The organism is Microbacterium sp. 71-36 (assembly GCF_001898305.1).
Lineage (GTDB): Bacteria > Actinomycetota > Actinomycetes > Actinomycetales > Microbacteriaceae > Microbacterium.
Window position 1 is genome coordinate 69,258 of record NZ_MKTP01000006.1, and the last position, 15,969, is coordinate 85,226.

The following is a 15,969-nucleotide window of genomic DNA, read 5'->3' on the forward strand; positions in this document are numbered from 1 at the left end:
GGGTGGTGGGGTGGTGCGGGTCAGGAAGAGGCGAGGAGAGCGTCGTCGAGCGACGACGCCGGTGCGGTGTCGGCGGACGGTCCGGTGACCTCCAGCGAGAGCACCGTCGCGGTGCCCTCGCCGACGAAGGCGCCGACGCGACCCTCGGTCCGGTCGTAGAGGCGCGTGCTGAGGGTCACCGAGCCGTCGACCGTGGCGACGCAGAGGTCGCCGTCGACGACGACCTCGAGCCGGTGCGGCCCCGGAACGAGCGTGACCGGGCGTTCGAGCTCGACGACGTGGGGGACGTCGCCCGAGATCTGCCACTGCTCTCCTCCGGTGCGGCGGCGGGGCCAGCGGTCGAAGACCAGGCGGTTGCGTCGCGGCTCGAGGCGCAGGACGTACGCTTCGTCGCCGTCGGCGCTCGCCCGCAGCAGCAGACCGCATTCGGTGGTCCCGGGGGCGATGTCGAAGACGGCGTCGACGCGGAAGGCCGCGGGCAGATCGACCGGAAGGACGATGTCGGCGTAGCCGTCGGGGGCGGACAGAGCGGTCCCGGATGCCGTTGCGACGAGCCGTTCGCCGAAGGTCTCGGCGAGCTCGATCGGCGGGTGGAAGCGCAGAGAGCCGTCGGCGTTCTGCTCCGCCTCGAGGACCGACAGCGTGCCGGCCCACTGCCACGCGCCGTCGTCGGTGCCGCCCTCGCGGGAGGAGATCCATCCGAAGAAGAACCGGCGTCCGTCGCGGGCGGCGGACTTCGCGGCGTAGTAGGCGCGTCCGTCGATCGTGTCGTTCTCGGGTACCTGCCACGGGCCGTGGAGGCTGCGGGAGACGCGGTAGCGCGTCGTGAAGGATTCGCTGAACTCGGAGTACACGAGGTACCACCACCCGTTCCACTCGAACACCTCGGGGCATTCGTGAGCGATGTAGCGGCGCGGATCCCAGAAGGGCTCGACGGCCTCCCACGTGCGCAGGTCGTGCGAGACGCACTGCGCGATCACTCCGCGCCGGCGCTCGGGGCCGTCGGCGTGACGGGCCGTGACGAGCATGCGCCAGAGGCCCGCTTCGTCGTCGCGGAAGACGAAGGGATCGCGCCAGTCGGCGGTCTCGTAGCCCGAGGTGGCGCCGAAGGTGTCCTCGAGCTGGCGCACCCACGTGCGCATCCCGTCGGTGCTCGTGGCGTGAAGGACGACCTGCAGCGGGAGGCCGTCGGCCCCGATCCGGTCGGGGTTCTGCCCGGTGTAGAAGACGTGGTGGATGCCGCCTTCCACGACGACGCTGCCGGTGTAGACGTTGAAGTCGGCGGCATCCGATCCTCCGGAGGGGAGGGCGGGACCGGTCTCGACGAAGGTGACGAGGTCGTCGGTGACGACGCGGTGCCACGGCATCCCGACCTTGGGGACCTGCCGGGACTCGTGCAGGTAGAAGAGGTGGAACCGGCCGTCTTCCTCCCACGGGATGACGTCGCCGACCCATGCGTTCGGCGGTCGGAAGAACCCTCGCTGGTCCATGCGGATGACTCCTCATCGAGACGATGTCGCCGACGAACCGGGGATGGTTAATCGGTTACGCAGAACGTAGCAACGTCTTGCAAGGTTGGTCAAGCGGTTAATCAGATGATGTCGCGATCCCTGATGCGCGAAGCACGGGAGCGCCCGCGGTGACCCTGGCCCCGCCGTCGACCGGGGTGAATGTGCGGTCGCCCGCGTGCGTGACGATGGTCATCACGACGGGATCCAGACCCGCGCCGACGATCGCGTCGAGGTCCACCTGCGCGAGCGCCTCGCCGACGACCACGCGGTCGCCGCTGCGGACGAGCGGCCGGAACCCCTCGCCGCGCAGCCGCACCGTGTCGATGCCGACGTGCACCAGCACCTCCGTCCCGCCGGATGTGGTGATGCCGTAGGCGTGCGCCGTCGCCGCGACGGCGGTGATCGTGCCGGATGCCGGTGCGACGATCAGGCCGCTCGAGGGTGTCACCGCCGACGTCGGCCCGAGGGAGCCGGAGGCGAACGCCGGATCGGGGAGCGACTCCACGGTCACGCGTCGGCCGGAGACGGGGGACACGATCACGGGCCCGTCGCCGTCCCGGCCGGGACCATCGGCGTCGATCGTACGGCCTCTCCGTCGCCGCCATCGCGCCCACGTCAGCGTGCCCCCGAACGACAGCAGCACCGCCACAGCCAGGCAGACCAGGAACGGCCCGACGCTCCCCGGCGCGATCGAGGCGAACCCGAGCACCCCCGCGGCGCCCAGTGTCACCGCCTGGACATGCCAGGCGGCCAGGAGCGCCGCCGACACCGCGGTCGCGCCCACCGCGATCAGGAAGGGCACGCGCAGCCGGAGGGTCACGCCGAACATCGCCGGTTCGGCGATCCCGAGGGCGGCGGGGGCGGTCGCCGTCGCCGCCAGGGCGCGCAGGCGGGTCCCTCGGCGCGCGCTGAGCCACACCGCGAGAGACGCCGCGGCCTGCGCCACGTTCGCGGCCGCGGCGATGGGGAAGATGAACGATCCGCCCGTGGACAACAGACCCAACTCGATCGCGATCAATCCCTGGTGGAGTCCCGTCACCACCAGCGGGGAGTAGACCGCGCCCACGAGAGCCCCGCCGAGAACCCCCGCGCTCGTGTACAGCCACTCCATCCCCTGTGCGGCTGCGTCGCCGAGGAAGCGCAGGACCGGCCCGAGCAGCAGGAAGGCCGGCAGGCCGGTGGTGAGCAGGGTCAGTAGTGGCACGAGCAGCAGGCGCGCCGATCCCCGCGTCCGTCGCGCGAAGAACCGCTCCAGGCGGGCCAGGACGAAACAGATCGCGATGATCGGCACGACGGTGCCCTGGTAGTCGATGGCCAGCACATCCACACCCGCGATGACCCACCCCGTGTCGGGCGCGAGGTGGATCGCCGGCAGGGTGCGGTCGGCGGTGAGGCCGGGCGCGGCGACGAGCGCGGCGCCCATCGCGGCGCCGAGGTACGGACTGCCGCCGAAGCGTCCGGCCGCGGAGAATCCGAGGAGGACGGGGAGCAACGCGAACACCGCGGCGCCGAGCAGTCCCACCAGGGCCACGGGGCCGCGCAGCCAGGTCACCATGTCGACGAGGGCTGCGTCGCCGAACACCCCGGGGCCGGCGAGGACGTTGTGGAGGGCCGTGAGGAGGCCTCCGGCCACGAAGGCCGGGAGCAGCGGCGTGAACACGTCGACCAGGAGGCCCACGGCCCGCGCCGGCAGTCGGCCGGGATCTGCGGGAGTCGGGGCGGATCCGGCTCTCCGGCGGACGGCTGCGGTGACCGCCTCCACCCTTCCCGGCCCGACGACGATCTGCACGCGCTCGCCGACCACCTGCGCCGCGAGGACGCCGGGGATCCGAGCGAGCGACGCGACGTCCACACGCGCGGCTTCGGCCGGCTCCACCCGCACACGTGTCGCGCAGTGCGTCACGTCGCGGACGTTCCCGGCGCCGCCCAGGGCGTCCAGGATCGCGTCGGCCATCGTCATGGCATCCATCGGCACCCGGACCCCTCGCACCCTTCCCCGGGGTGGTGACGTCCAGGCTACGCGGTCGGCAGGGAAGACGAACGGGGCCCCGCATCGCGGGACCCCGTTCGGGAGGAGGGAGCGTCAGCCGATCGGCCGCGGGTCGGCCGCGGGGGAGATGTCGTGAGCGTATCCCGAGGGGATGTCGGCCCAGCCGCCGAGGCCGTTCGTGCCGTACGAACGGTCGACGGTCACCGCGTCGCCCTCGATGTCGACACGGACGGTCGGGGCGAGGGTTCCACCGCGCACGAAGTCGTCACTGGTGCCGATGGTGTCGATGAACGACTGCACGAGGCCGTCGGGCATCACGTAGTGCGAGTACGCCTGGAACTGTCCCGGGTGCTGGTCGGGATGCGGAGCGAAGGGGGTTCCGACCGGGAAGTTCAGGTTGGCGGGGCTGCCGAGGGCCAGTCCCGAGCCGCGGTTGACCGGCTGGAAGTCGCTCCGGATGCCGTCGCCGACGAAGCCGTAAACGCCCTCGGGGCCGTCGATGCCGGCCGCGTACGTGCCGCGGTGCGTGATCGTGAACAGGTAGTACTTGCCGTCCTTGATGTAGATCTGCGGACGCTCGGTCTGGTCGTTGACGCAGTTGGCCGACAGGATCGGCGGCAGGAACCGCCACTCGGTCAGCGCCGCGTTCTCGGCGACGGCGAGCCCCACATTGGCCATCTGGAAGTGCGCACCCTGGTCCATCGCCTGGTCGGCGGTCTCGGCGTGCGGGTCGCCGGGCGCGTAGCCCATGTCGTCCTCGGTGCACGCCCGCTCGCCGCGGGCGAAGGCGGAGTTGCCCTCGAAGACCATGTACGTCTTGCCGGGGTGGGCGGGGTCCTCGAAGGTGAACGGGTCGCGGAAGTTGAAGAACTCGTTCTGCGCGCCGGTCTGGTAGTACTCGCCGTCGGCCTGCAGCATGTCGTGCTGGTCGCGGAAGCCGGTCATCCACACGCCGCTCTCATCGGCGAAGAGGCGGCCCTCGCTCTGGACGAGACGCGGGTCGTACGGCTTCCGGTTGGAGCCGTCCTCGTTGCGGTAGAACGCCACCGCGGTGTAGAAGATGCGCAGCTTGTTGCCGTCGAAGATCCGGGTCGAGCCCGACCACTCGGTCTGGTGGCTGAAGGACTGGTCCTCGAAGATCGCGCCGGACGCGCCCTCGGGGAACACCAGGCCGCCGTAGGTCCAGCCGCCGTCGGCGGGCCGCTCGGCCACGTCGGCCTTGCGGAAGAAGTAGCCGAGCTTGGCGTAGGTGTGCCGGTCGTCGAAGCCGAGCTTGCGGTCGGCGACGAGGGAGAACACCACCTCCCAGCCCTTGAAACTCGGCTGCGCGGAGGTGCCGTCGGTGAGGGTCCAGCTGTCCCAGACCCACACCTCCTCGTTGCTCATGTCGGGGAAGTCCTGGGGCACCGTCGGCATCGTGTAGTCCTCGGGCATCGAGTTCGCCCGCGACGGCGCGGCGGGATCGCTCATCGCCTTGAGCTGCCGTGCGTCGGCCCGAGTCCACTTGGCGGTGAAGTCGGCCTCGGGGTCGTACGCCTTCTGCGTGTGCGTCGTCGGTGCCGGGAAGCCCGGAACCGCTTCGGGGGTGTCCTGCGCCTGCGCCGGGGCGCCCGCCGCGAGTGCGGCGGTCGTGGCGATCACGGCGGTGATCGCGGCGAGCCGGAAGCGCGTACGCCCCGCTCGGTTGTGCGTGGTGGTCACGTCGTTCTGCTTTCTCGTTCGCAAGACGTGGATCCTTCTCCTCAGGGCCAGCGTAAGAAGTCATCCGCAATGTGTCAAACGATTGGCATAATTTGTGTTCGCTGGGAATCTCTGGCACTCTCGACGCGAGCCGCCGCAGGGCGTGCTCCGTGGCATCCCTCCTCTCCGCGGTCATCTGAGCCCGCATCCGCCACCCCTCGCGACGACGTGAACCCGGTCGAACAGACCCGCGTCCGGCGCGCCCGCCACCATCCTCTGGAGTGTCATGACCCCTCTCGTCCCCACCGCCCGCCGGGCGCTGTCCCGCCGGCTGCCCGCCGCGACGGCGGCTGCCCTGGCGTCCTCCGCGGCGCTGATCCTGCTCGCCGCCGCCCCTGCCCACGCGGCGACCTCCCTCTCGACGTTCGAGGCGCAGGACGTCGCGGAAGCGGCAGAATCCCTGATCGGAGAGCACGTCACGCTCGCGTCCGCGTCGCTCGCGGCGGGGCGTGGGGTGCAGGCGGGCTCCTTCTCCGACCTCGACCTCGGGCTGCCCGCCGGCCCGGTCTCCGGCGTGGCACTCAGCACCGGTTCGCTGCGTGCGGCGGATCCGTCGTCCGCGGCCGACGTCGACTTCACCGTGTCGGCGTTGACCGGCCCCAACGCCAAGCTCACCACCACGGGCGACCTCGGTGGGGGCGGCTCCGCCGTGTTGGAGTCCTCGTTCGGTCGCACCACGTACGACGCGGCCGAACTGCACCTCGAGCTGGTTCCCGCGGGCGAAACTCTGACAATCGTTTATCAGATCGGGAGTGAAGAGTATGCCGGCTGGGCCGGGCGCGATTACACCGACGCGTTCGGTGTCTACGTCGACGGCCGCCTCTGCTCGACCGTCGGCGACCTGCCCGTGGGGCTGGAATCCATCAACGCGGACACGCACTCCGACCTGTTCGTCTCGAATGTCACGGCTGACGGCGCTCCCGGCGACCGCGCGACCGAGATGAACGGCTACACCGTGCCCCTGACGTGCACCGCCGCGGTCACCCCCGGCCAGCCGGTTACGGTCGTGGCCGCGGTGGCCGACACCGTGGACGGTCAGCTCGACTCGACGCTCCTCCTCGCCGCCGGGGGCATCAGCTCCGTGGCCGGCCCCACGACGCCGACCACGCCCCCGACGGACGGTGACGGCGGAGCCTCGGCATCCCCCGATCCCGTCCCCGCCGCCGACACCTCGTCCACCGCCTCCGGGTCGACCCGGCCCGGCTCGCCGCTGGCGAACACCGGTGTCGACGGGTCCGCGCTCGCCGCCGGGGCCGGCATCGCTGCGGCCGCGATGGGGGCCGGAGTGGCCGCCCTCGTGATCGCCCGCCGCCGCCGTGCCCGCGACGGGGTGAGCGCGCCGTGATCCGCGTCGGCTCCCGCCTCCCCGTCCGTTGCGCCGCCGGCGTGGTGCTCGCCCTTGCGGGAGCGACGGTCCTCGCCGCTCCCGCCCACGCGCGCAGCGACCTGTCGCTCGTGGCGGAGACCACCGTGGTCCAGGACGGCCCCTCCACCGTCTCGGACGTGCGGTGGACGCTTCCCGCGGAAGCCGCTCCCGGTGACACCGTCGAGCTCTTCCTCCCGGAGCACGCGGGCGGTGCGGCGGGAGCCGACTGGATCTCCTCCACCGGGGTCGTGATCGGGACCGCCCGGCTCGACGCGACCGGTCGGCTCGTCATCGAACTCACCGACGCCGTCGCCGACCCGGCGAATCGCGTCGGCGAGGCCATCGTCCGCTCGACCGCCGACCCCGTGCCTCCGATCGTGACGACCTCGTCGTCCGAGGCGGATGCCACGCTGCGTCCCGGCGAGCGCCCCGGACCGTTCTACGGCATCCCCGATCGCACCCGCGGGAACAAGTACGGCTTCTGGGTCGACGAGGACGAGACCCGCGCGCGATGGGTCGTCGAGTCGCCCCGCGGTCCGTGGGACGTGCTCGACATCATCGACAGCGTGGGCCCGGGTCAGCGCATCGACTGCGCGGCGGGCGTGAGCGTACGGTCCGCGACCGCGACGGATCCGGACACGGGTGCCCTCGTCGAGCCCGTCGCGGTGCCCGCGGATCGTGTGCGCGTCGACTGCTCCGAAACCGAAGTGACCGTGCGCGTCGCGCCCGTGGCCGACGAGATCGTCGAAGTCGCGCTCGACACCGTGCCGGAGGCGCCGTCCAGCGAGATCACCAACGTGGCGACCTTCGAGGCCCGTCGCACTCAGACGGGGGAGCCGGTGCGCACGGTCGGGTGGGAGCCCGTCCTGATCGTGCCGCCCACGGTTCCGCCGACCACTCCGCCGCAGCCGGAGCCGCCGCTGCCGGAACCCCCGGTCACGGGGACCCCGACGCCCGCAGCGCCGGTGCCCGCACGCCTGGCCGAGACGGGGGCGGGAGACACCGCCCTTCCGCTCGGGGCGACCGCCGCCCTTCTGCTGGCGGCGGGGTGCGCCGTTCTCGCGGTGCGCGCGCGCCGTGTCCGGGGGCGTGCGTGACGGGCGTCGAGAACCCCCGCGCCGCACGCGCCCCTCGCCCGCGCGGGGGAGCCCTGCTCGCCCTGATCGCCGGCGTCGCGGTCGTGGCGATCGGTCTCGTCGTCCTCCTGGTTCCGCGCGACGCTCCGGCGCCCGTCGTGCCGACGCCCACGGCCGTACCCGACGCGTTCGACGTGCCCGAGGGCTGGGAGAGGTTCCGGCCGACGTTCCACCTCACGCCGGAGCGCCACTGGATCAACGACCCGCAGCGCCCCGTCCTCGTCGACGGCGAGTGGCACCTCTACTACCTGTACAACGCCGATTACCCCGAGGGCAACGGCACGGAGTGGCACCTGGCCACCTCGACCGACATGGTGACCTGGAAGAACCGGGGCATCGCGATCGAGAAGTACCGCAACGGCCTGGGCGACATCCTCACCGGCAGCGCCGTCGTCGACGAGCGCGACACCGCGGGGTTCGGCGCGGGCACGATCGTGGCGCTGACGACCCAGCAGGACGACGGGGTGCAGCGGCAGTCGTTGTTCACCTCGACCGACGGCGGGCGCACCTTCCAGGACTACGAAGGGAACCCGATCATGGACAACCCCGGCGCCGCCGACTGGCGCGATCCCAAGGTCGTGTGGGACGACGCCCACGAGCAGTGGGTGATGGTCCTGGCGGAGGGGGAGCGACTGGGCTTCTACACGTCGAGGAACCTGCGCGAATGGACCTACGTCTCGGACTTCGCCCGCGAAGGCTACGGGTTGCTCGAGTGCCCCGATCTGTTCGAGATGGTCGACCCGGTCTCCGGGCGTCGTACCTGGGTGCTCGGCGCGAGTGCGGATGCCATCCGCACGGGCGGCACGACCGGATTCGCGTACTGGACCGGTGCGTGGGACGGGGAGCGGTTCACCGCCGAGGCCGAGGAGCCGCAGTGGCTCGACGGGGGCGCCGACTTCTACGCCGCGGTGACCTGGGACGACCCGCGGGATGGGGACCGCGGCCGTCTGGAGCGCCGCTTCGCGCTCGCGTGGGTCAACAACTGGTCCTATGCCCGCGATCTGCCCGGCGGGACCTGGCAGGGCGGTTCGCTCTCGACGACGCGGGAGATCACTCTGCGCGAGGTGGACGGGCGCCTCACGCTGCTCTCGCAGCCGGTTGCCGCGGTCACGGCTCACGAGGGTCCGGTGCGCTCCGGCGTCGCCCCCGTGGAGATGGCCGCGGGAGAGATCACCTCGCTGCCGGTGCGGGGGACCGGGGGCGCCTACCGCCTCCGGGCGACCGTCTCGGCGCCCGACGGCGGCGAGGTGCGTCTGCGGCTGGGATCGTCCGATGGGGGCGAGGTCACCGTGGGCTACGACGCGGAGGCGGGCGTGGTCTTCCTCGACCGCCGCCGCGATCAGGTCGCGGACACCCTGCCGGCGACGTACCGTCAGGTGCGCGTGGCTCCTGTGGACGCCGACGGGATGCTGGTGCTCGACGTGATCGTGGACGCGTCCTCGATCGAGGTCTTCGCGGGGGAAGGGCGGGCATCGCTCACTTCCGCGGCCTATGTCGACCTCGCCGGAGGCGTCACGGTCGAGGCCGTCGGCGCCGCGGCGCGGATCCGTGACGTCGCGCTGTCCCCGCTGGCGGTCAACGACCCGAACGCCCCGTGAGTCAGGTGTGACTCCGTCGGAGGACCGGCGGGGTCGCACCCTCAGGACGTCCACCCCTGCAGCAGTTCGACCGGCAGCGGTTCCTCCGCCGTGTCGGACGCCGTGGCATCCGCGATCCTCGCCCGCAGCAGGTCGACGGCCCGCTGGGCCATCCGCTCGATCGGCTGACGGACGGTGGTGAGCCCGGGCACCGCCGTCCGCAGCGCGGCGGCGCCGTCGTATCCCACGATGCGGAGATCGTCCGGGACGCGCCGTCCGGTCTTGCGCGCCCATTCCAGTGCCATGAGCGCGGTGAGGTCGTCGCTGGCGAACACCCCGTCCGCCGGATTCAGCGACAGCCATGTCTCGATGGCGGCGCGGCGACGATCGACCGGGGTGTCGTAGCCGTAGGCCACCACCCGCGGGTCGATCCCGTGTCGCTGCATCACCTCGCGGTACGCGGCGGCGCGGGCGTTGCCCGGATGATCGGTCGCGGTGATGTGCACGGGTGCCCGTGAGCCACGGGCGACCAGGTGCTCGGCGGCGAGGAGCCCTCCGGTGCGATTGTCGCTGTGGACGGTCGGGATGCCGTCGCCGAGACGCCGGTCGATCGCGACGATCGGCAGGTCCGCGCGTCCGTAGCCCGCGATGTCCCGGTTGTGCGTGGAGCTGATGATGCCGTCGACCCGATTGCCCTGGAGGAGGTCGAGATAGCGCTCCTCGCGCTCGGGGGTGTCGTGGCAGTCGCAGAGCAGCATCTTGTAACCGCTCTGGGCGAGCGCGCCCTCGACATGCGTGGCGAGTTCGCCGAAGAACGGGTCGGACACCGTGGGCACGATGAGTCCCACGAGCGTGGACCGCTGGCCGATGAGCGACCGGGCGATCTCGTTCGGGCGATATCCGAGGGCGGACACCGCCTCGTCGACGCGGCGGCGGATGTCGTCGCTGAGGTAGCCGCGGTTGTTGAGGACGCGCGAGACGGTGGTGACCGAGACGCCCGCGTGCGCGGCGACGTCCTGCAGCTTGGGTCGGCTCATCGGATGCTCACGCTCCAGGTTCGGGAAACGGGCGCGGGCGCCCCTTCGACGCTATCCCACCGGAACAGGGACACCGCATCCGACGCCGGCGACGGACGACGTCGGGCCCGCGACAGGATGCCGCGGGCCCGACGTTCCACTCGTCCGAGGTCAGGGGCGACCCATGCCGTAGTAGGTCCAGCCCGCGGCGCGCCAGGCGGCGGCATCCAGGCAGTTGCGACCGTCGACCACCACGAGGCCGGCAGCCAGCTCGGCGGCCCGGGCCGGGTCGAGCTCGCGGCGGTACTCGTCCCACTCGGTGACGACGATGACGGCGTCGGCACCACGGAGGGCCTCGTCACGGTCCTCGACGTAGGTCAGCTGCGGGTGGATGCGACGGGCGTTGTCGATCGCGGCCGGGTCGGTGAGCGTCACGTCCGCGCCGAGGCCGTGCAGGCGCACCGCCACGTCGAGCGCGGGGGAGTCGCGGATGTCGTCGCTGTGCGGCTTGAAGGCCGCTCCGAGCACGGTCACCTTCTTCTCGAAGACCGAACCGCCCAGCGCCTGGACGGTGAGGTCGACGGCGCGGTCCCGTCGCCGCAGGTTGATCGCGTCGATCTCACGCAGGAACGCCACCGACTCGCCGCGGCCCAGCTCTTCGGCGCGCGCCGAGAAGGCGCGGATGTCCTTGGGCAGGCAGCCGCCGCCGAAGCCGATGCCGGCCCCGAGGAAGCGCCGGCCGATGCGCGCGTCGTGACCGATCGCGTCGGCGAGGGTCGTCACATCGGCGCCGGTGACCTCGGCGATCTCCGCCATGGCGTTGATGAAGCTGATCTTGGTCGCGAGGAACGCGTTCGCCGACACCTTCACGAGCTCGGCCGTCGCGTAGTCCGTGACGATGAACGGGGTGCCCTTGGCGATGGAGGGGTGGTACACCTCGCGCAGGACGTCCGCCGTCCGGGCGCCCTCTTCGCTCGGGGCGCCGTCGAGGCTCGGCACGCCGGCCACGAGACGATCGGGGTCGACGGTGTCCTGCACGGCCCATCCTTCGCGGAGGAACTCGGGGTTCCAGACGAGGGTGGCGCCGCGCTCGGAGACGCGCGGCGCGAGCGACTCCGCCGTCCCGACCGGAACGGTCGACTTGCCCGCGACGATGTCGCCCTCGGAGAGATAGGGGAGCAGACCGTCGACCGCCGCGTGGACGTAGGTGAGGTCCGCGGCGTACCCGCCCGGCTGCTGCGGTGTGCCGACGCCGATGAAGTGGACCTTCGCGCCCTGCGCCGCAGACATGTCGGTCGTGAACGAGAGCCGGCCGGAGGCGATGCCCTCGGTGAGGATCTCCTGGAGTCCGGGCTCGAAGAAGGGCGCTTCGCCCTTCGAGAGGGAGGCCACCTTCCGCTCGTCGACATCGATTCCGACGACCTCGTGTCCGATCGAGGCCATCGCCGCCGCGTGAACGGCTCCCAGGTATCCGCAACCAATCACAGAAAGACGCACAGGTCTCCTCCAGCTTTGTAGAGAGACGGCGCGCGAGTGTCGCGCCGTCGGCCCGCGCGGGAGCGCGGGGAGTTCACGCGGCCGTCTCGCCCGGCGCCAGGGCGGCGCGGGCGGTCTTGCCGAGGATGACGAAGTCGCCGACGAGCGTCCAGTTCTCGACGTACGACAGATCGAGGCGCACCGACTCCTCCCACGAGAGGGAGGAGCGCCCGCTCACCTGCCACAGGCCCGTGATGCCGGGCTTGGCCAGGAACCGACGGTGCACGTGATCAGCGTAGAGGGCCACCTCCGACGGCAGCGGGGGGCGCGGGCCGACGAGCGACATCGAGCCGCCGATCACGTTGAACAGCTGCGGCAGTTCGTCGAGGCTGAACTTGCGCATGATCCGGCCGATCGGAGTGACCCGCGGGTCGTTCTTCATCTTGAAGAGCACCTCGTTGCCGGCATCCCGTTCCTGCCGGGCGAGCTGCTCGAGGAGGTCCTCCGCGTTGACGACCATCGAGCGGAACTTGATCATCGTGAATTCGCGACCGCGGAATCCCACGCGCTTCTGCCGGAAGAACACCGGCCCCTCGCTGGAGAGTCGGACCGCCATCGCGAGGAACGCCAGGAGGGGGCTCAGGACGATGACGCCGACGACGCTCGCGATCAGATCGACGGTGCGCTTGAGGAAGACCTGGCCGCGCGAGAACCGCGGTGTCTCGACGTGGATGAGGGGAAGACCCGCGACGGGGCGGGTGTGCAGCCGCGGGCCCGCGATGTCGATGATGCTCGGGGCCAGCACGAGGTGCTGTCGGCCGGCTTCGAGGCTCCACGAGATCTGCTTCACCTTGTCCGCCGGCAGCTCGTCCGCACTCGTCACGGCGACGGTGTCCGCGCCGGTGACCTGCAGGGCGCGGGAGATGTCGCCGACGTGGCCCATGACGGGGATGTCGGTTCCGGGGATGGTGTCGGCGACCTTGCCGCTGGGGACGCAGGCCCCCACGACGCGGTACCCGGCGTTCGGGTTGCGCGCGAACTCACGGGCGAGCTGGGTCACGGACGGCAGGGACCCCACGAGGAGCACGTGCGCCGAGTACTTGCCCCGGGAGCGCTGCACGACCAGCCATTGCCGCCACAGCCATCGCGTGAAGATGAGGACCAGGATGCCGACGGGCAGGCTGATCAGCAGGTACCCGCGCGCGACGTCGATCTGCGTCAGGAAGGCGATGATCGCGATCGTTCCGAAGAGTCGGAAGCTGGAATCGAGGACGCGGATGTACTCCTGGGAGCCGGTGCCGAGGACTCGGTCGCTGCGGGAGTCGACGAACGACAGCGCCCACATCCACGACACGATCAGGACGGCCGAGAAGATCCAGTACGAGAGATCCGTGATGCGGTTGTCGCGGCTCGCCGCGACCGCGGCGTTGCCCGTTCCGAACCAGGCCAGCTGCGTGCCGTAGACCACCCAGATGAGGGAGGCGAGGTCCGTGAGGATGAGGTTGCGGCGATACCGCTGGCGCCAGCGGTCGTGCGTCGAGGCGGTGCCCTGGGGGTCACGGTCCAGGAAGGAGCGGACGGCCGGTGCCATCGTCGCCGGAGCGTCGATGTCGGTGCCCTGCGACGTCGATGTCGCGTCGACCTTGAGGTCAGACGTCACAGTGCGTGGGCCCCTTCCCCCGGATGACCCGGATCGTGGTTCTCCTCGGAACGATAACAGCCTCAACTTACCCCGTGAATCACCCCTGTATGAACGAATTGTTTCCTGAACGCGCGGGCTTGTCACCCGGCGTTTCTCCAGGTGACGACGGGTGTCCGCCGATTGGTGGACACGACCGCGGGTGGCCCAGACCGCTCGATGCATGTTCGCGAGCTCCTGTCAAGTGTCCGACGGGCAGCGTCGCTGTGGTGTACAAGGTGCCAGTCCCCTAGACTCGACCGCGGTCGGCGACGTCGCACGCCGTCCGATCGCGACGCCGGGGGGATCGCTCATGACTCGCGCCGACCGGTCGAATCCCCGGCACCTCGGGTGGGGTGCCGGTGCTCTCATCGCGGTGCTCGCGGTCGTCCTGCTCGTCGGCGGATCGATCGTCGTCTCCACCGCGCTCGGGGTCTGGCCCCTCGGGGCCGCCACCAGTCGGTCGGGTCTGGTGGCCACCCCGTCCCCGAGTCCGACGCCCACCCTCGCGTCCATTCCCCCGCGCGTGCCGTCCGAGACGGCGAGCCCCGCGCCGACGACGAGCGCCGCGCCGACAGTGCCGGCCTCGCCCGCGGCGCAGGCCTGCGCGGGTGACACGGTCCTGACGGTCTGGGCGCACCCCGACGACGACATCATCTTCGGCAACCCCACGATCTCCGACGCCATCGCGGCGGGCGAGTGCGTGCGCACCGTCTTCCTCACGGCGGGCGACGCCGGGAAAGGCCTGGACTACACCCACTCGCGCGAGCTCGGCATCCTGCGCGCGTACAACCACATGCGCGGCGTCGACGGACTGTGGGACTCCGCCGTCGTGACGCTCGACTCCGGGCTGCGGATGGAGCGGCTGACCCCGCAGAACGACCCGCGATTGTCGGTGATGTTCGTGCGGCTCCCCGACGGCAACATCACCGACGGCGGCTTCGACGCCACGGGTCACGCCACGCTGAGCAAGCTCCTCGACGGCGGCATCACCACCCTCGGCCCGATCGACGGGGGACCGGTCGTGGACCGCGCGCAGCTGTCGGCCTCCCTCAGCGAGATCGCCGCCGCACTTCACCCGGCGCGCACCCTCACCCACGTCCCCCGCGGCAGCGCTTACGCGCCCGGCGACCATCCCGATCACTCCGCGGTGGGGACGTTGGTGCGCGAATCGATCGGTCGCGATGCGGCGGCCGCGCCCGGCATCCGATACTTCGTCGGCTATCCGTCCCTGGATCTGCCGCGGACGCTGGACGGCGCGGTCCTGGACGCCAAGGTCGAGACCTACCGCATCTATGCGCAGCAGGACTCGGTGGTGCGCTGCGTCGATCGAGACGCCTGCCTGAAGACCCGCAAGTTCGGCGAGTGGTTGCGGAGGTCGTACCCGCTCGGCGAGGCCGACCTCCGCATGTCCTGACGCACTCCTCCTCAGTGCTGGAAGGTGCCGTGCACGATGGCACGGCCGAGCGTGTGGAACGCCAGGGCGAAGGACACGGCGGCGGGGGTCGCATCGGCCTCCGCGCCGAGGCTCTCGGCGCCCACGGCGTGGACAACGAAGAAGTAGCGGTGGGGCTGATCCCCTTCGGGTGGCGCGGCACCGAGGAAGCCGGCCTGCCCGCCGTCGTTGCGGACGTGGAAGGCTCCCGCCGGCAGGTCTCCCGTCGCGAAGCCGGCGGGGATCTCGCGTACGTCGGCCGGCAGATCGACGAGCACCCAGTGCCAGAAGCCGCTCGGTGTGGGCGCATCCGGGTCGAAGCAGGTGATCGTGAACGAGGCCGTGCCCTCGGGCACGTTCGACCAGCGCAGGTGCGGGGACGTGTTGCCGCGGGAGGCGACCTGGTCGTCCTTGAGGGGCCGACCGTCGGCGATGTCGTCGCTGACGACGTCGAAGGACGGTACGGCCGGGAGGAGCGGGTACGGATCGGGGGTCTGGGGGCGGGTCAGATCAACCATGACCGCACGATAGGGCGTCGATCCGGCGGTCACGTCGGGCTTGCGTCGTCGGCGCCCGCTCGGTAGTCGCCCGTCAGTCCTCCCGGCGCACGGCGAGCAGCGCGCGGGCCGCCTCGGCGCAACCGTCGGGGGAGGGGAGCCCGTAGTCCGTTTCGAGGACGGTGCGCAGATCGTCCGCGAGCTCCTCGACGCTCGGCCGCTCGGCGAGGGCCGCCATGAGCGGCAGCAGGAGGTCGTCGTACTCGTCTTCCGGCCAGCCGGCGCCGATCGCGCGCACGCCGATCGGGTCCCAGTCCCAGAGCACCGCACGGATGCGTCGGGCGAGGGGAGACAGTGACCGCGGCGGCGAGGACGTCTGCATCCCCCGAGTGTTCCCAGCCTCTCTAGGTGTCCGCTGAGGGAGTGCGATGAACGACGTGGATGCCGTCACCGTCCCGCCGCTCCGGTGAACGGACCCGCCGATCGGCGTCTGTCGCCCCGCCGGTCGGTGGGGCCGAGGCGTGTGCGCGGCGGATTCGGGATGTCG

12 protein-coding genes are annotated in these 15,969 nt (G+C 71.4%); 4 read left to right on the plus strand and 8 right to left on the minus strand.

All coding sequences use genetic code 11. From position 1 onward, the window contains the following. Positions 1-20: 20 nt before the first annotated feature. The 3 genes from BGO45_RS14425 to BGO45_RS14435 form a co-directional block, all read right to left on the minus strand. On the minus strand, positions 21-1,490 hold the full coding sequence (locus BGO45_RS14425) for a family 43 glycosylhydrolase (RefSeq protein ID WP_292695388.1): 1,470 nt from the start codon (positions 1,488-1,490) through the stop codon (positions 21-23). A gap of 97 nt (positions 1,491-1,587) precedes the next feature. Continuing rightward, positions 1,588-3,480 carry a glucose PTS transporter subunit IIA gene (locus BGO45_RS14430; RefSeq protein WP_292695390.1) on the minus strand — a complete coding sequence of 631 codons (1,893 nt, stop codon included), beginning with the start codon at positions 3,478-3,480 and terminating at the stop codon, positions 1,588-1,590. 114 nt (positions 3,481-3,594) lie between these two features. Continuing rightward, complete coding sequence (locus tag BGO45_RS14435) at positions 3,595-5,202, minus strand: glycoside hydrolase family 68 protein (RefSeq protein ID WP_292695393.1); 1,608 nt, start codon at positions 5,200-5,202, stop codon at positions 3,595-3,597. Between the two features lie 265 nt (positions 5,203-5,467). Here BGO45_RS14435 and BGO45_RS14440 point away from each other — a divergent pair, with 265 nt between their 5' ends. Genes BGO45_RS14440 through BGO45_RS14450 form a run of 3 tightly spaced genes read left to right on the plus strand, consistent with a single transcriptional unit; the run spans position 5,468 to position 9,341 of the window. After that, complete coding sequence (locus BGO45_RS14440) at positions 5,468-6,586, plus strand: choice-of-anchor L domain-containing protein (RefSeq protein WP_292695395.1); 1,119 nt, start codon at positions 5,468-5,470, stop codon at positions 6,584-6,586. Beyond that, positions 6,583-7,704: a hypothetical protein gene (locus tag BGO45_RS14445; RefSeq protein WP_292695396.1), complete on the plus strand. Its 1,122-nt coding sequence runs from the start codon at positions 6,583-6,585 to the stop codon at positions 7,702-7,704. The genes BGO45_RS14440 and BGO45_RS14445 overlap by 4 nt, the downstream gene beginning before the upstream one ends. Beyond that, positions 7,701-9,341: a glycoside hydrolase family 32 protein gene (locus BGO45_RS14450; RefSeq protein ID WP_292695398.1), complete on the plus strand. Its 1,641-nt coding sequence runs from the start codon at positions 7,701-7,703 to the stop codon at positions 9,339-9,341. The genes BGO45_RS14445 and BGO45_RS14450 overlap by 4 nt, the downstream gene beginning before the upstream one ends. A 41-nt stretch (positions 9,342-9,382) precedes the next feature. Here the strand turns inward: BGO45_RS14450 and BGO45_RS14455 are convergent, their stop codons facing one another. The 3 genes from BGO45_RS14455 to BGO45_RS14465 form a co-directional block, all read right to left on the minus strand. Beyond that, positions 9,383-10,357, minus strand: coding sequence for a LacI family DNA-binding transcriptional regulator (locus tag BGO45_RS14455; protein ID WP_292695400.1), 975 nt, complete (start codon positions 10,355-10,357; stop codon positions 9,383-9,385). A 150-nt stretch (positions 10,358-10,507) separates the two neighbouring features. Next, positions 10,508-11,833 (minus strand): UDP-glucose/GDP-mannose dehydrogenase family protein, encoded by a 1,326-nt coding sequence (locus tag BGO45_RS14460; protein ID WP_292695405.1) that lies wholly within the window; start codon positions 11,831-11,833, stop codon positions 10,508-10,510. Positions 11,834-11,906: 73 nt separating this feature from the next. Further along, positions 11,907-13,472, minus strand: coding sequence for a sugar transferase (locus tag BGO45_RS14465; RefSeq protein ID WP_292695408.1), 1,566 nt, complete (start codon positions 13,470-13,472; stop codon positions 11,907-11,909). Positions 13,473-13,803: 331 nt separating this feature from the next. Here BGO45_RS14465 and BGO45_RS14470 point away from each other — a divergent pair, with 331 nt between their 5' ends. Continuing rightward, positions 13,804-14,907 (plus strand): PIG-L family deacetylase, encoded by a 1,104-nt coding sequence (locus tag BGO45_RS14470; RefSeq protein ID WP_292695410.1) that lies wholly within the window; start codon positions 13,804-13,806, stop codon positions 14,905-14,907. 11 nt (positions 14,908-14,918) lie between these two features. Here the strand turns inward: BGO45_RS14470 and BGO45_RS14475 are convergent, their stop codons facing one another. Both BGO45_RS14475 and BGO45_RS14480 read right to left on the minus strand, forming a co-directional pair. Continuing rightward, complete coding sequence (locus BGO45_RS14475; RefSeq protein WP_292695413.1) at positions 14,919-15,443, minus strand: YbhB/YbcL family Raf kinase inhibitor-like protein; 525 nt, start codon at positions 15,441-15,443, stop codon at positions 14,919-14,921. Positions 15,444-15,516: 73 nt separating this feature from the next. Further along, positions 15,517-15,804 (minus strand): hypothetical protein, encoded by a 288-nt coding sequence (locus BGO45_RS14480; RefSeq protein WP_292695416.1) that lies wholly within the window; start codon positions 15,802-15,804, stop codon positions 15,517-15,519. Positions 15,805-15,969: the final 165 nt, after the last annotated feature.

Excerpts from the sequence above, each read along its gene's own strand:
- BGO45_RS14425 (WP_292695388.1), bottom strand. The coding sequence starts at position 1,490 with ATGGACCAGCGAGGGTTCTTCCGACCGCCGAACGCATGGGTCGGCGAC.
- BGO45_RS14480 (WP_292695416.1), bottom strand. The coding sequence starts at position 15,804 with ATGCAGACGTCCTCGCCGCCGCGGTCACTGTCTCCCCTCGCCCGACGC.
- BGO45_RS14430 (WP_292695390.1), bottom strand. The coding sequence starts at position 3,480 with ATGGATGCCATGACGATGGCCGACGCGATCCTGGACGCCCTGGGCGGC.
- BGO45_RS14455 (WP_292695400.1), bottom strand. The coding sequence starts at position 10,357 with ATGAGCCGACCCAAGCTGCAGGACGTCGCCGCGCACGCGGGCGTCTCG.
- BGO45_RS14440 (WP_292695395.1), top strand. The coding sequence starts at position 5,468 with ATGACCCCTCTCGTCCCCACCGCCCGCCGGGCGCTGTCCCGCCGGCTG.
- BGO45_RS14475 (WP_292695413.1), bottom strand. The coding sequence starts at position 15,443 with ATGGTTGATCTGACCCGCCCCCAGACCCCCGATCCGTACCCGCTCCTC.
- BGO45_RS14470 (WP_292695410.1), top strand. The coding sequence starts at position 13,804 with ATGACTCGCGCCGACCGGTCGAATCCCCGGCACCTCGGGTGGGGTGCC.